Source organism: Bradyrhizobium sp. USDA 3397 (genome assembly GCF_054060965.1).
Map to the genome: position 1 here is coordinate 2,026,506 of NZ_JBSSDS010000001.1, position 12,587 is coordinate 2,039,092.

Annotated in this window: 15 protein-coding genes; 5 read left to right on the forward strand and 10 right to left on the reverse strand. The window is 65.0% G+C overall.

Going from position 1 to position 12,587, the window contains the following annotated elements; all coding sequences use genetic code 11:
• Positions 1 to 62: 62 nt before the first annotated feature.
• The 4 genes from ACVWYQ_RS09605 to ACVWYQ_RS09620 form a co-directional block, all read right to left on the reverse strand.
• Positions 63 to 1,565 (reverse strand): glycosyltransferase family 39 protein, encoded by a 1,503-nt coding sequence (locus tag ACVWYQ_RS09605; protein WP_404540036.1) that lies wholly within the window; start codon positions 1,563 to 1,565, stop codon positions 63 to 65.
• Positions 1,566 to 1,571: 6 nt separating this feature from the next.
• Complete coding sequence (locus ACVWYQ_RS09610) at positions 1,572 to 2,699, reverse strand: glycosyltransferase family 2 protein (protein WP_404540033.1); 1,128 nt, start codon at positions 2,697 to 2,699, stop codon at positions 1,572 to 1,574.
• A gap of 242 nt (positions 2,700 to 2,941) precedes the next feature.
• Complete coding sequence (locus tag ACVWYQ_RS09615) at positions 2,942 to 3,145, reverse strand: hypothetical protein (protein ID WP_036043631.1); 204 nt, start codon at positions 3,143 to 3,145, stop codon at positions 2,942 to 2,944.
• Between the two features lie 142 nt (positions 3,146 to 3,287).
• Entirely contained in the window at positions 3,288 to 3,683 is a 396-nt protein-coding gene (locus ACVWYQ_RS09620; protein ID WP_404540030.1) for a hypothetical protein, read from the reverse strand.
• Positions 3,684 to 3,781: 98 nt separating this feature from the next.
• Here ACVWYQ_RS09620 and ACVWYQ_RS09625 point away from each other — a divergent pair, with 98 nt between their 5' ends.
• Positions 3,782 to 4,618 carry a DUF72 domain-containing protein gene (locus ACVWYQ_RS09625; RefSeq protein ID WP_404540027.1) on the forward strand — a complete coding sequence of 279 codons (837 nt, stop codon included), beginning with the start codon at positions 3,782 to 3,784 and terminating at the stop codon, positions 4,616 to 4,618.
• Positions 4,619 to 4,623: 5 nt separating this feature from the next.
• Positions 4,624 to 5,085, forward strand: a complete 462-nt coding sequence (locus tag ACVWYQ_RS09630) for a DUF488 domain-containing protein (protein WP_404540024.1) — start codon at positions 4,624 to 4,626, stop codon at positions 5,083 to 5,085.
• Between the two features lie 59 nt (positions 5,086 to 5,144).
• Here ACVWYQ_RS09630 and ACVWYQ_RS09635 read toward each other — a convergent pair whose 3' ends face one another.
• The 6 genes from ACVWYQ_RS09635 to ACVWYQ_RS09660 form a co-directional block, all read right to left on the reverse strand.
• Complete coding sequence (locus ACVWYQ_RS09635) at positions 5,145 to 6,059, reverse strand: PhzF family phenazine biosynthesis protein (protein ID WP_404540021.1); 915 nt, start codon at positions 6,057 to 6,059, stop codon at positions 5,145 to 5,147.
• A gap of 151 nt (positions 6,060 to 6,210) precedes the next feature.
• Positions 6,211 to 7,518 carry an adenylate/guanylate cyclase domain-containing protein gene (locus tag ACVWYQ_RS09640; protein WP_404540018.1) on the reverse strand — a complete coding sequence of 436 codons (1,308 nt, stop codon included), beginning with the start codon at positions 7,516 to 7,518 and terminating at the stop codon, positions 6,211 to 6,213.
• 37 nt (positions 7,519 to 7,555) lie between these two features.
• On the reverse strand, positions 7,556 to 8,719 hold the full coding sequence (locus ACVWYQ_RS09645; protein WP_036012821.1) for an ABC transporter permease: 1,164 nt from the start codon (positions 8,717 to 8,719) through the stop codon (positions 7,556 to 7,558).
• A complete protein-coding gene (locus ACVWYQ_RS09650; protein WP_456725592.1) occupies positions 8,716 to 9,648 on the reverse strand; it encodes an ABC transporter ATP-binding protein in 933 nt (310 codons plus the stop codon). Before ACVWYQ_RS09650 ends, ACVWYQ_RS09645 begins: the two co-directional genes overlap by 4 nt.
• A complete protein-coding gene (locus ACVWYQ_RS09655; RefSeq protein ID WP_404651090.1) occupies positions 9,645 to 10,448 on the reverse strand; it encodes an HlyD family secretion protein in 804 nt (267 codons plus the stop codon). Before ACVWYQ_RS09655 ends, ACVWYQ_RS09650 begins: the two co-directional genes overlap by 4 nt.
• On the reverse strand, positions 10,445 to 11,140 hold the full coding sequence (locus tag ACVWYQ_RS09660) for a TetR/AcrR family transcriptional regulator (RefSeq protein WP_275502256.1): 696 nt from the start codon (positions 11,138 to 11,140) through the stop codon (positions 10,445 to 10,447). The genes ACVWYQ_RS09655 and ACVWYQ_RS09660 overlap by 4 nt, the downstream gene beginning before the upstream one ends.
• Before the next feature lie 112 nt (positions 11,141 to 11,252).
• Here ACVWYQ_RS09660 and ACVWYQ_RS09665 point away from each other — a divergent pair, with 112 nt between their 5' ends.
• From ACVWYQ_RS09665 to ACVWYQ_RS09675, 3 genes are read left to right on the forward strand one after another with little or no spacing between them, the layout of a single operon-like run.
• Entirely contained in the window at positions 11,253 to 11,588 is a 336-nt protein-coding gene (locus ACVWYQ_RS09665) for an ArsR/SmtB family transcription factor (RefSeq protein ID WP_036043607.1), read from the forward strand.
• On the forward strand, positions 11,585 to 12,046 hold the full coding sequence (locus tag ACVWYQ_RS09670) for an SRPBCC family protein (protein WP_271544839.1): 462 nt from the start codon (positions 11,585 to 11,587) through the stop codon (positions 12,044 to 12,046). Before ACVWYQ_RS09665 ends, ACVWYQ_RS09670 begins: the two co-directional genes overlap by 4 nt.
• 15 nt (positions 12,047 to 12,061) lie before the next feature.
• Positions 12,062 to 12,475: a GFA family protein gene (locus ACVWYQ_RS09675; RefSeq protein ID WP_404651089.1), complete on the forward strand. Its 414-nt coding sequence runs from the start codon at positions 12,062 to 12,064 to the stop codon at positions 12,473 to 12,475.
• The last annotated feature ends 112 nt before the right edge of the window (positions 12,476 to 12,587 follow it).

Below are 12,587 nucleotides of genomic sequence, written 5' to 3' on the forward strand. Positions count from 1 at the left end.
GGGAGAGGTTGCACCGAGCGCGCGGCAATTGATTCGACCTCAAGCCATTCCGCTCTAAGGCGCTACCGCGCTTCCGGTGGCGGCGAGCGGTCCAGCACTTCGCCTCTGGCGCCTTCCAGCAGGTCGATGCCGTAGGTCTCGACCACGAGCGGCCCGCGCTTGCGCTGCAGTTGCGCCACCTGCGTCACCTTTGCAAAGAGAGCATTGAGGGCGGGATGACCGTCGGCGCGCAGCTCGTCGACATAGAGCAGCTTGCCCGCGAGCAGCTTGGGATCCGGCTCAGCCATGTTGACCCAGCGGATACGCTGGCTTTGCTGCACGACGCAGGTGCCGCGCGGCAGATAGAAGGCGAGCCAGCTCGTGGTGCCGTAATCCTGTGCAAGCACGCAGCTCGCACCCACGCGCACGCGCACCGCTTCGATCTCCGAGGCGAGCTCGCGCCAGCCGACACCGACGCTGCGGACCGTGGCGTCACGGCGGTAGCCCGAAAGCCAGCCAGTGTTGGCCTGCACGATCAAGGCTGCAAACATCACGATGCCCACAGGCGCGGCCCAGCGCAAGCAGAAGTCGACGAGGCGCCGTTGGCGCGGCTTCCATTGCGCAAGATTGGCAGCGGCGGCCGCGGCAATGACGAACGGCGGATACACCGGCGCGAACCAGTTGGCCTCGACCCGGGCATGCAGCGAATGCCAGACGAAATAGGCGACGATGGTCCAGAACATCGTCTCGATCAGCACGCGCGAGGCGAGCGCGCCGGCGCGCTGCCAGGTCAGCGCGTGCAGGCCCATCGCACCGAGGATGAAGACCAGCGGCGTTGCGAACGCGATCTGGGTCGGGATCAGTTCGGCGATGAAGACGGGGCGGAAGTCCTCGATCTTGGCACGCCCGAGCTGCTTTGCGAACGAGACCCATTGATGGTCGGCATTCCAGAGGATCACCGGCGAGAACAGTGCCAGCGCCACGAGGCCGCCGAGATAGGGCCAGGGCGAGAGGAACCAGCGCCGCAGCTTCGGCACGCAAGCGAGCCAGATCAGGATCGCGGCGCCAAAGAACATCGCGGTGTATTTCGACAATAGCGCCGCGCCGACTGCGGCGCCGACCGCGAGCCACCAGGCGCCCCGTCCCGTCTCCAGCACCTTGGCGAGGAAGAACAGCACGAAGCTCGAGGCGACCAGCAGCGGCGCATCGGGCGTGACGATCAGCGTGCCGACGGAGGCCAGCAGTGTCACGTTGAGGAGGATGGCGCTGGTCGCGGCCACGCGTGTGCCGCCGAACAGGATCGCGGCCGAGCGATAGACCGCATAGCTCATCGGCAGCGCCAACAGGACCGAGACGAGGCGGACGCCGAGCTCGGTATCGCCCGCGATCATGGTGCCGGCGCGGATCACATAGGCGACCATGGGCGGGTGGTCGTAATAGCCCCCGGCGAGGCTCTTCGACCACATCCAGTAATAGGCTTCGTCGAACGTGATCGGCGTGAAGGCGGCTGCGACGAGCCGCAATCCCACCAGCGCGACAATCAGCAGCGCGGTGTTGCGGACGATCCGCGCATCGGCCCCGCCCATCACGCGCTATTTCTTGCGCCAGACGAACAGTCCGGACATCGCGTAGTTCCACACCACGCCCATCAACGCGCCGGCCAGGCCGGCCAGCCACCAGATCGGCTCCTGGTCGTAGACCGAGAAGGCGACGCCGACATTGGCGAGCAGGCCGACGCTGCACACGATGTAGAAGGCGATCAGGCCGCGCAGCAGCGCAAAGCCCTTCAGCCGCTGGTCGCGATAGGTGAGGAAATTGTTGAGGATGAAATTGCTGGTCATGGCGACGATGGCGCCGGCGGCCTGCGCCTCCGGGAACGGCGCGTTGAACAGGCGAAGCGCGATGAACAGCGTGGTCAGGTGCACAACGAGGCCGATGCCGCCGACCATCGCAAACAGGATGAAGCGCAGCGAGACGACGTCGTTGGTCAGCTTGGCGAAGACGAGACCGAGGAAGTCGAGCGCGACCATGGAATCGAGCTTGCTCTCGCCGTGCTGGCGGGCGCCGAAGGTGTAGGGAATCTCGACCGCCCGCAAGCTGCCATGCGCGGTCGCGACGATGTCGAGCAGGATCTTGAAGCCGTGCACGGAGAGTTTTGGCGCGAGCTGCTCGAAGCGGTCGCGGCGGATCATGAAGAAGCCGCTCATGGGGTCGGCAATCTCGACCCGCAGCATCTTCTTGGCGACCTCGGTCGCGAGCGCGCTGGCGCCGGCGCGCTGCCTGTTGAAGCCTTCGCTCCTGTAGCCCTCGATGTAGCGGCTGCCGACGACGAGGTCGGCCTGATCGCTCGCGAGCAAGAGCAGCATCTTGGGCAGCTGCGTCTCGTCGTGCTGGAGGTCGGCATCGATCACGGCCACATAGGGCGCGCTGGAGGCAAGGATGCCCTCGATGCAGGCGCCCGACAGGCCGCGGCGGCCGATGCGGCGGACGCAGCGCACGCGGCTGTCGCGCTGCGCCAGCTCGCGCACGACATCCCAGGTGCCGTCGGGCGAATTGTCGTCGACGAACACGACCTCCCAGGCGACGTTGGCGAACGTCGCCTCGAGGCGCCGGTACAGCACGGTGACGTTGTCGCGCTCGTTGAAGGTCGGGACGATGACCGACAGTTCCGGCCCCTCTTGAGCCCAGTTGTCGATGCCCGGTCTGATCGCTTCGTTCATGACGGCAGCGTATATCCGCCGCATCCTGCGCTGCCAAGCCGAGGTTCTGGGGAATGGCCGAAAAGAGGCCTAAAATGCCAACGACCCCGGAACGGCGGGCTGCGCGTACATCCGGCGCAAGCCTTAAGCTATTCCAAGGTCGTTCCAGCGACGGAGGTCTTTACGCTCAACGCCGCCGTTAGAAGCTAGATGGGGATGGCAAAGGCGTTCCGCAAGGGGGTTGGAAGCCCGATTCTCATGTCCTATTGGTTGGGCACTTCCCGGATGACCGGCCCGCGCGGCGCGGGCGCGACCGGGGCTGCGGGCGCCGCCGCAGGAGCCGGCTCGGCCTTCGCCGGCTTGGGCGGCTTGCCGTACTGGCCGATCGGCCCGAACACGACGGCAACCGCAAGGACGACCGCCGCGACGATCGCCCCCAGAATGCCACCCACCGACTCAGACGACATGCAAGTTCCTGCTCCAGACGGGCTCACTGATACCATGGATGAGCGCGCGACTGGAAGGCCCAGGGCGAATAGCGAATGGCGAGTGGCGAATGAGCATGGCCTGCCTTGTCGCCCTATTCGCTATTCGCCATTCGCCACTCCCCTACTTCTGGGGCGGCCGGTGCTTGACGAAGGCCATCACGATGTCCTTCTGCGCCGCCTCCACCGCTCTATTCGCGGTGGCGAGATGGGCGCCGGCATCGATATCAGGATATTGCGTGGTGAGATAATCGAGCAGCGTGACCCGGTAATATTGCCGCTCCGACGGACAGGCGCCCGCAACCGAGCGGCCGAAATCCTGCTCCGACAGGCCCTGATTGGACTCGCGCGAATATTCCCGCGCGAGGCAATGCCAGTAGCCGTCGCGGCCCTGCTGAGCGAGCTTTTGCGCGCCCTTCGTGTCGTCGTCATCCGCCACGGCAGAACTTGTCACGGCAGAACTTGTCATGGCAGCAGATGTCATCATGACGAGCGCGACCCCCACCGGCAGCATCCGCATCTTGTTCTCCTTCTTCGCGGGTCCGTCGCGAGCTTAGACCGGACCGGCCAACTGGCCAATCACATCTGGTTTGATTAGGATGAGATCCCTCCCCGTCGATGCGAGATACTCCCGTGGCCAAAGCAAAAACTGCGTCCAAAAAATCCGGCAACATCTTCATCGGAATCGGCGGCTGGACCTTCGAGCCCTGGCGCGGCGTGTTCTATCCGGAGAAGCTCGCGCAGGCGAAGGAGCTGTCCTATGCCGCCTCGAAGCTGACCTCGATCGAAATCAACGGTACCTATTACGGCTCGCAGAAGCCGGAGAGCTTTCGCAAATGGGCGAGCGAGGTGCCTGACGGTTTCGTATTCTCGGTGAAAGGACCGCGCTTTGCGACCAACCGCCGCGTGCTCGCGGAGGCCGGCGATTCCATCAAGCGGTTCTACGATTCCGGCGTGCTGGAACTCGGCGATCATCTCGGGCCGGTGCTGTGGCAGTTTGCGCCGACGAAGAAGTTCGATGGTGCCGATTTCGGCAAGTTCCTGGAGCTGTTGCCGCGCAAGCTTGAGGGGCGCGCGCTGCGCCATGTCGTGGAAGTGCGCCATGACAGCTTCTGCACGCCGGACTTCGTGGCGCTGATCCGCGAGTTCGAGACGCCCGTGGTTTTCGCCGAGCACGGCAAATATCCCGCCATCGCAGATGTCGCCGGCGATTTCGTCTATGCACGGCTGCAGAAGGGCAATGACGAGATCAAGACCTGCTATCCGCCGAAGCAGCTCGACGCCTGGGCCGAGCGCTTCCAGGACTGGGCTTCGGGCGGTGAACCCGACGATCTCCCGAAGGTTGACAAGGCCAAGCCGAAGAAGGAGCCGCGCGACGTGTTCGCTTACGTCATCCACGAGGGCAAGGTGCGCGCACCGCACGGCGCCATGGAACTGATCGCACGGGTGAGTTGAGGCCCATGGCAAAGGCGAAGAAGCTCTTCACCATCGGCTACGAGCAGACACCGCCGAAGGCCGTGCTGGACGAGCTGGAACAGGCCGGCGTCAAGCTCGTGGTCGACGTGCGCGCGGTGACCTCGTCGCGCCGGCCAGGCTTTTCCAAGAAGCAGCTTTCGGCGGGCCTCGACGAGCGCGGCATCGGCTATGTCCATCTCGCCGCGCTCGGCACGCCGAAGGAAGGCCGCCTCGCCGCCCGCAGCGGTCAATACGACGTGCTGGAGAAGATATTCTCCAAGCACCTGAAGACGCCGCAGGCGAAAGAAGAGATGGACGAGCTTTCTGCGCTGGTGAAAAAGGCCGGCCCGGTGTGCCTGCTGTGCTACGAGCGCGACCACACCCACTGCCACCGCCAGATGATCGCGGAGATCATCGAGGAGCGCGATGGGGTTGCGGTGAAGAATTTGGCGGGGCGGCAGGTGTAGTTGTCGCCGTCATTCCGGTTCGCGACTTCGTCGCGCCCTGGAATGACGGATAGATTGACCTACCCCTCCCCCGCCAGCCGGAACGTCCCCTCCATCATCTGCACGCAAGCGCCGCCGACGTGGGCGGAGACGATCTTGCCGTCCTGCTTGCGCACGCGGGTCGAGAGGATGCTTGGACGACCCATGTCAAAACCCTGGCCGACGGTCAGCTTCAGCTCGCCGTCGCGCGTGGGATCGAGATCGGCGAACAGCGCGGCGGCGGCAACCGTGGCGCTGCCGGTGGCGGGATCCTCGACGAGGCCGCTGGCACCGCGCATGAACATGCGCGCCTGTCGCTCGCAAGGCGCCTCCGCCGCCGGCACATCGCGCGTATAGAACCACACCGCGCGGGCACCATCGCGCGGCAAGACCTTGCCAAAGGCCGCAGCATCGGGCCGGGCCCGCTTCAGCGCCTCACGCGAATGCAGCTCCATCACCAGAAACGCGTTTCCGACGGTGACAATCTGCGGCTCGTGATTGTCGGCCCTGATGTCGTCGGCAACGAGCGAGATGCAGCTCGCGGCTTCCGCTGTTGACAGCGTTGAGAGCCGCTGCAGCGGCTGCGGCGCGGTGAGCTCGGTTCTGATCACCCTGCCCTGCTCTCGCACGATCTCGACCGGGACCAACCCGGCCTTTTCCTCGAACAGCAGGCGTGGCTTCGGCTCCTTCGCCATCGAGGCCAGCACGAAGGCGGTGCCGACATTGGGATGGCCTGCAAAGGCGATCTCCTGCACCGGCGTGAAGATGCGCACCTCGGCGTCGTTGGCCCTGTCGCGCGGCGGCAGCACGAAAGTGGTCTCGGAATAATTGAACTCGGTCGCGATCGCTTGCATCTGCTGCGTCGTCAGCCCGCCGGCATCGAGCACCACGGCGAGCTGGTTGCCGCCGAAGGCGCGGTCGGTGAACACGTCGACGGTGATGTAGCGGCGCTGCATCGTCACTTCCTCATGCAAGTCGCGGCCGCGACCGGCCGCATCGCGCAGCACTCTACAAGCCGAAAACATCGCCCGTCATGCCCCAAAATTGAGTGCAATCGGAGCAATCGCTTGCATGAAAGTGAACTGCGCGCGCCGATGTGTGATGCAGTTACCCCAGCTGAAACACCGGTACTTTCCGCTCGTAGCCGCGCACCTCGACCTCGCCGAGCGCGACGGCATCGCTCCCGTCATCGCCCAGCGCCTCGCGCACGGATGCGGAGATCAGGAGCTGCGAGCCGAAATCCTTGTTCAGCGCCTCGAGTCGCGAGGCGAAGTTCACGGTATCGCCGATGACCGTGTATTCCTTGCGCCGGGGCGAGCCGATATTGCCGGCGACGACCTCGCCGAAATGGATGCCGATGCCGATCCGCAGCGGCCAGCTCGTCTGCGCGTTGATGCGGTCCATTGCGGTCAGCATCTCACGCCCTGCGGCAACCGCACGGTGCGCTGCGTCGGAGGCCTCCAGCGGTGCGCCGAACAGGGCGAGAAACCCATCGCCCAGGAACTTGTTGACGATGCCGCCATGTCGGTCGAGGATATCCACCAGCACGGCAAAGGCGCCGTCGAGCCGGTCGACCACCTCCTGCGGACTGCGCGACTGCGCGCCGGCCGTGAAGCCGCGGAAATCGACGAACATCACCGCAACGCGGCGGACGTCGCCGCTAGCGCCCGTTCCCGCCGTCATCAGCCGCTCCACCACCTGCGGCGAGACGTGCTGGCCGAACAGATTGGTGACCCGGTCGCGTGCGGTCGCGGCCGCGATGCTCGCGGCGAACTGGCGGCGGAGCTGAGCGCCGACGGCGCCAGCGAGTACGCCGCAGATCAGGATGACGATGCTGCGCACGGCGTGGAGATAGACCAAGGGCTCATCCGTCTCGCCGGTCGAGTTGTAATATAGTGCGACTGCCAGGAGCCCGGCCGCGGCGACGAAACCAGTGAATGCAGAGAGCCAGAAGTCGAGCCGCAGCGTCGAGAGGATCACGAAGATGAAATACATCAGCGGCACGGCGAAGCCGAGGGCCTGGGGCGCGCCCATGGTCCGGATTTGCAGAATGAGAATCAGCGTCGGCAGCGACGTCTCGATCAGCGTGCCGATATAGCGCCTGATCACCGGCAGGTCGCGATCGAGGCGGAGGTTCTTCCTGATCTGGGTGTGGACCCAGGCCTCGAACAGGATGAAGCCGGCCAGAAGGCCGTAGACCTCCATGATCCCCTCCGTTCCGCGCCAGACCCGGTTCACCACTGCGGGATCGATCAGGTAAATGGCCGTCAGTAAAAACATCATGCAGCAGCCGGTCGCGATCAGCGCTCGCACCCGCAGCAGCTCGGTGCGCAGCACCTCCCGCGTCAGCTCGCGCTCGAAGTCCTCCGACAAGACGGCATGCTGCCGCGCTTTCCTGCTCGCAAACTTGGCCATTCCACCCCTCGATTCCGGGATTCCGGGGTATTGTGCCTCAATCCAGCGTGCGGCGGAAGCGCGTCACCGCGACGGTCATGGCGAGCAGCATCAGGGCCGCCAGCGCCAGCGTATCGAAGCGCAAATTCTCCATGGTCGCGCCCTTTAGCATGATGGCGCGGACGATCCGCAAATAATGGGTCAGCGGCAGGCATTCGCCGAGATATTGCGCCCAGGCCGGCATGCCTGCGAACGGGAACATGAAGCCGGAGAGCAGAATGCTCGGCAGGAAGAACATCATCGACATCTGCATGGCCTGGAGCTGGTTCTGAACCAGCGTCGAGATGGTGTAGCCGACCGCCAGATTGGTGGTGATGAACAGCGTCGACAGCAACGCCAGCAGGACGAGATTGCCGAGCACGGGCACGCCGAACAGGCCGACACCGATGCTGATGATCAGGAAGGCCTGGACGAAGCCGACCAGCACGTAGGGCACGATCTTGCCGAACATCACCTCGACCGGCTTGATCGGCATCGACAACAGGCTCTCCATGGTGCCGCGTTCGACCTCGCGCGTGACCGAGAGCGCGGTGAAGATCAGCATGGTCATGGTGAGGATGGTGCCGACGAGGCCTGGCACGATATTGAGGCTGGAATTCGCGGCCGGATTGTAGCGGGCGTGGGCGCGGATCTCGAACGGCATCTCCGGGGGCTCGCCGATATAGAGATCGTGCGCAAGCGCGGTCTGCACGATCATGCCGAGCGAGCCGAGCGCAGCGCTTGCGGCGACTGGATCGGTGGCGTCGGCCGCGACCAGCAGCGCCGGCCTGTCGCCGCGCCGCACCGCCCGCTCGAAGCCGCGCGGGATCTCGACCCCGAACAGCACCTTGCCGGACTTCAGGAGGTTGTCGAAATCGTCGACGTCGTGAACCTCGTAGAGGAAGCGGAAATATTTGGTGTTCTCCAGCGCCTTCAGCACCGAGCGGGCGAGATCGGAATCCTCCTGGAGCAGCACCGCGCTCGGCAGATGGCGCGGCGTGGTGTTGATGGCATAGCCGAACAGCATCAGCTGCATCACCGGCAGCATCACGATCATCGCGAACGAGACGCGGTCGCGCCTCAGCTGGATGAACTCCTTGACCAGCATCGCGTAGGAACGCCGCAGGAAGCCGAAACGCTCGCGGATTTCGCGCCGTGGTTCGGGATGTTCTACCGCGCTCATTGGAAATTGTCCTTGGAGCGTCCCATCAGCTCGATGAACACGTCTTCGAGCGAGGGCTTGGACTTCTGCCAGTGCAGGCCGCCTTTCTCGCGCCAGGGCGCGATGCTGGCTTCGAGCGCCGGGACGTCGCGGCCGGAAACATGCAGCGAGGTGCCGAACGGCGCCACCATGTCGATGCCGGGCTTGCCCGTAAGCGCGGCGCCAAGCTCGTTCAGGGCGTCGCCCGTGACGGTATAGGTCGTGAGCGCGGATTTCGCGATCACCTCCTCCACCGTGCCGTGCGCCAGCAGATAGCCGTAGGCGATGTAGGCGATCTCGTGGCAGCGCTCGGCCTCGTCCATGTAATGGGTCGAGACCAGCACTGTGAGGCCCTCGGCGGCCAGCGCATGGATCTCGTTCCAGAAATCGCGCCGCGCCTTGGGATCGACGCCGGCGGTCGGCTCGTCCAGCAGCAACAATTGTGGATTGGGCAGCGTGCAGGCCCCCAGCGCCAGCCGCTGCTTCCAGCCGCCGGAGAGCTCGCCGGCGAGCTGCTCCTCGCGGCCCGAGAGCCCGAGCCGCTTGATCATGTCGCGCGCGGCACCGCGCGCGTCAGCGAGGCCATAGAGCCGCGCCACGAATTCGAGGTTCTCGCGCACCGAGAGATCCTGGTACAGACTAAAACGTTGCGTCATGTAGCCGACCTGGCGCTTGATCTTCTCGGCATCGCGGCGGATGTCGTAGCCGAGGCAGGTGCCCTCGCCACTGTCGGGCGTCAGCAGCCCGCACAGGATGCGGATGGTGGTGGTCTTGCCCGAGCCGTTGGGACCGAGGAAGCCGTAGATCGAGCCGCGCTTCACCTGCATCGACAGATCGTGCACGACCTCGCGGCCACCGAATGACTTGGTCAGGCCCTTGACGTCGATTGCGATGCCGTTGCCGTTGCTCATCGCTTGTCCGCCACCGGTGTCTTGGTCTCAGGAGTTTTGGGATTGAGGTGGATGTCGATCGGCTGTCCGACGCGCAAAGCATCGGGCCGCGAGGGTCGCGCCTGGATCAGATAGACCAGCTTGTTGCGCTCTTCGAGGCTGTAGATGACGGGCGGCGTGTATTCGGCCGAGGTCGCGATGAAGTAGATCTTCGCGGTGAGGTCGGCGGCGCAATTGTCACAGGAGACACGCACCGTGTCGCCGATCGCGAGCTTCGGCAACTTGGTCTCCGGCACGAAGAAGCGCAGCTTCATGTTGCCGGGCGGCATGATCGAGAGCACCGGCCGCTGCGCCGCCACCATCTCGCCTTCGCGGAAATAGATCTGCTGGATGGTGCCGGCGACCGGCGCAAAGCCCTTGCGCCGCGCCATCCGCGTCTCCGAGGTCGCCACCCGCGCCTCCGCGACGCGCAAGGCGGACACGGCGGAATCGAGATTGGCCTGCGTGCCCGAACCGGTCTTGTTCAGCGAGGCCGCACGGTCATAGGTCTGCTGCGCATTCGCAAGCGTCGCCTTCTGTTGGTTGAGGTCGGCAAGCTGGAGATCGTCATCGACGGAATAGAGGTGATCGCCGACCTTGACCTCGTCGCCTTCGCGGACGTTGAGCTTGGTGACGCGCCCGGCTTCGTCCGGACTGACGAAGATCATGTCGGCCTCGACCCAGCCCTGGAAGCCGGGATCGCGCTTCTCCTTGCACCCGGCAAGCCCGGTGGCCAGCACCGCGAACAATACCACAACAGAAATTGCTTGCGACGACCTCATGTCGTCCTCCGTTCGCCAAAAATCAAATCGAGATGAACGCGCAGCATCTCCTGCGCGTCGAGCGGCGCATGCCGCGCAAACAGGCTCTGCCAGATCACGGCGATCATCGCGGGCGCGACCAGGATCTGTGGATAGCGCGCGAGGTCCTTCTGCCGGATCTCGCCGCGGGCGATGCCGAGCTCGATCAGCGCGCGCATGGCAGTGATCCCGCGCGAGACCACCTCGCGGTAGTAGAAGTCGGCGACGGACGGAAAGCGCGGCCCCTCCGCCACGATCAGACGCACCAGATCGCCCCGCCTCGTGCCGATCACCTCCTTCAGGAAGTTGCCGGCGAACGTCTCGATGAGGTCGCGCACCGAGCCTGCCGGCGGCGGCAGCGTGGTCAGCCGTGCGACCACGGGAACGATGACGACGCGCACCAGCTCCTCGAACATCGATTCCTTGTCCTTGAAGTGCAGGTAGATCGTGCCCTTGGCGACGCCGGCGCGCTTGGCGATGTCGTCGAGCCTGGTGGCGGCAAAGCCGCGGGCGATGAACTCCTCCATCGCTGCCTCGACGATCGCCGCACGCCGCTCCGCCGCGCGCGAGGCGCGGTTCGAGGCAGGCGCTGCATCGGGGCCAGTAGCCGCAGGGCCGTTCGCGAGGGTGGGAGCCGCAGGGGGCGAGGCGGCTTTGGTCGGCTTCTTCGTCATTCGAGATATATGACTGACTAGTCAGTCATAGTCAAGAGAGTTCAACGGTGAACTCGCCCGTCGCAGACGAATTAGCATTGACTAATGCATTAGCATCCGCTAATTTGATTTTATGATCGAAGCCACCCCAAACCCCGTCACCACCGTGATGCGCGCCCTCGCCGATCCGACCCGCCGCGCCGTGTTCGAGCGTGTGTTCGAGAGCAAAGAGATCAGCGTCGCCGAGCTGACGCGCGGCAGCGGCGTCACGCAAGGAGCCGTCTCGCAACACCTGAAATCGTTGAAGCAAGCGGGCCTCGTCGCCGAGCGCGCCGAGGGCCGCAACGTCTATTACCGCGCCGCGCCGCAGGGGCTGGAGCCGCTGGTCACCTGGATGGACCATTACGGCGTCTTCTGGCGCGAGCGTTTCCAGAACCTGCGTGACCTCTTGAAGGAGATCGACCCGTGAGTGCTGCCGCCTTGAAAGCCGACACAAGAGACATCGTCATCGACGAGGTCTTCCCTCACACAGCCGAGACGATCTGGAAGGCGCTGACCAGCGCACAGCTGATCGGGCGCTGGCTGATGCAGCCGACCGGCTTCGAAGCCGTCGAAGGCAAGGCCTTCACCTTCCAGACCACGCCGGGCGGCAACTGGGACGGCGTGATCCATTGCCGGGTTCTCGAGGTCGTGGCGCATCGCCGCCTCGTCTACGCCTGGAAGGGCGGCGACGAGCGCAACACCGGCTATGGCGCCCCGCTCGACACCGTCGTGACCTGGTCCCTCACCCCAGTCGAAGCCGGCACGCGGATCCGCCTCGTCCATGCGGGCTTCGTCCTGCCCAGGAACGAGTCGGCCTACACGGTGATGAGCGGCGGCTGGAAGCAGGTCGTTCGCAAGCTCGACGAGATCAGCGGCGAAGATTGAGCGGGAGAGATCGCGATGGAGAAGCCCTATACCGGCGGCTGCGCCTGTGGCGCGATCCGCTATTCGATCGAAGGGGAGCCCCTCTTCAGCAATCACTGCCAATGCCGCGACTGCCAGCGGGAAAGCGGCAGCGGCCATGGCTCGTACGCGACCTTCGCGCGCGCCGGTGTGACGCTGACGGGCGATGCCAAGCACTGGGACATGGTCGCCGACAACGGCCAGGTGAAGACGCGCAGCTTCTGTCCGCAGTGCGGCGTCGCCGTCTACATGACCTTCGCGGCACAGCCCGACGTGTTCACGATCCGCGCTGCGAGCCTCGACGAGCCCGCCCGCTACAGGCCGCAGGCGGTGACCTTCGCCGCGCGCGCCCATGAGTGGGATCCTCTCGATCCTGGCCTGGTGAAGTTCGACGGCATGCCGCCGGGGTGAGCACACCCTCCGTCATTGCGAGGAGCGAAGCGACGAAGCAATCCAGAAAACCTGCGCCGAACAATTCTGGATTGCTTCGCTTCGCTCGCAATGACGGATGTGGAGGCTATCG

Coding starts and splice junctions, on each gene's coding strand:
- ACVWYQ_RS09635 (WP_404540021.1), bottom strand. CDS start 6,059: ATGCAGCGCCGCTACATCACCGTCGACGTGTTCACCGACCGCGCCTTC.
- ACVWYQ_RS09615 (WP_036043631.1), bottom strand. CDS start 3,145: ATGTCGTCTGAGTCGGTGGGTGGCATTCTGGGGGCGATCGTCGCGGCG.
- ACVWYQ_RS09660 (WP_275502256.1), bottom strand. CDS start 11,140: ATGACGAAGAAGCCGACCAAAGCCGCCTCGCCCCCTGCGGCTCCCACC.
- ACVWYQ_RS09605 (WP_404540036.1), bottom strand. CDS start 1,565: ATGGGCGGGGCCGATGCGCGGATCGTCCGCAACACCGCGCTGCTGATT.
- ACVWYQ_RS09640 (WP_404540018.1), bottom strand. CDS start 7,518: ATGGCCAAGTTTGCGAGCAGGAAAGCGCGGCAGCATGCCGTCTTGTCG.
- ACVWYQ_RS09655 (WP_404651090.1), bottom strand. CDS start 10,448: ATGAGGTCGTCGCAAGCAATTTCTGTTGTGGTATTGTTCGCGGTGCTG.
- ACVWYQ_RS09645 (WP_036012821.1), bottom strand. CDS start 8,719: ATGAGCGCGGTAGAACATCCCGAACCACGGCGCGAAATCCGCGAGCGT.
- ACVWYQ_RS09650 (WP_456725592.1), bottom strand. CDS start 9,648: ATGAGCAACGGCAACGGCATCGCAATCGACGTCAAGGGCCTGACCAAG.
- ACVWYQ_RS09665 (WP_036043607.1), top strand. CDS start 11,253: ATGATCGAAGCCACCCCAAACCCCGTCACCACCGTGATGCGCGCCCTC.
- ACVWYQ_RS09675 (WP_404651089.1), top strand. CDS start 12,062: ATGGAGAAGCCCTATACCGGCGGCTGCGCCTGTGGCGCGATCCGCTAT.
- ACVWYQ_RS09620 (WP_404540030.1), bottom strand. CDS start 3,683: ATGCGGATGCTGCCGGTGGGGGTCGCGCTCGTCATGATGACATCTGCT.
- ACVWYQ_RS09610 (WP_404540033.1), bottom strand. CDS start 2,699: ATGAACGAAGCGATCAGACCGGGCATCGACAACTGGGCTCAAGAGGGG.
- ACVWYQ_RS09630 (WP_404540024.1), top strand. CDS start 4,624: ATGGCAAAGGCGAAGAAGCTCTTCACCATCGGCTACGAGCAGACACCG.
- ACVWYQ_RS09625 (WP_404540027.1), top strand. CDS start 3,782: ATGCGAGATACTCCCGTGGCCAAAGCAAAAACTGCGTCCAAAAAATCC.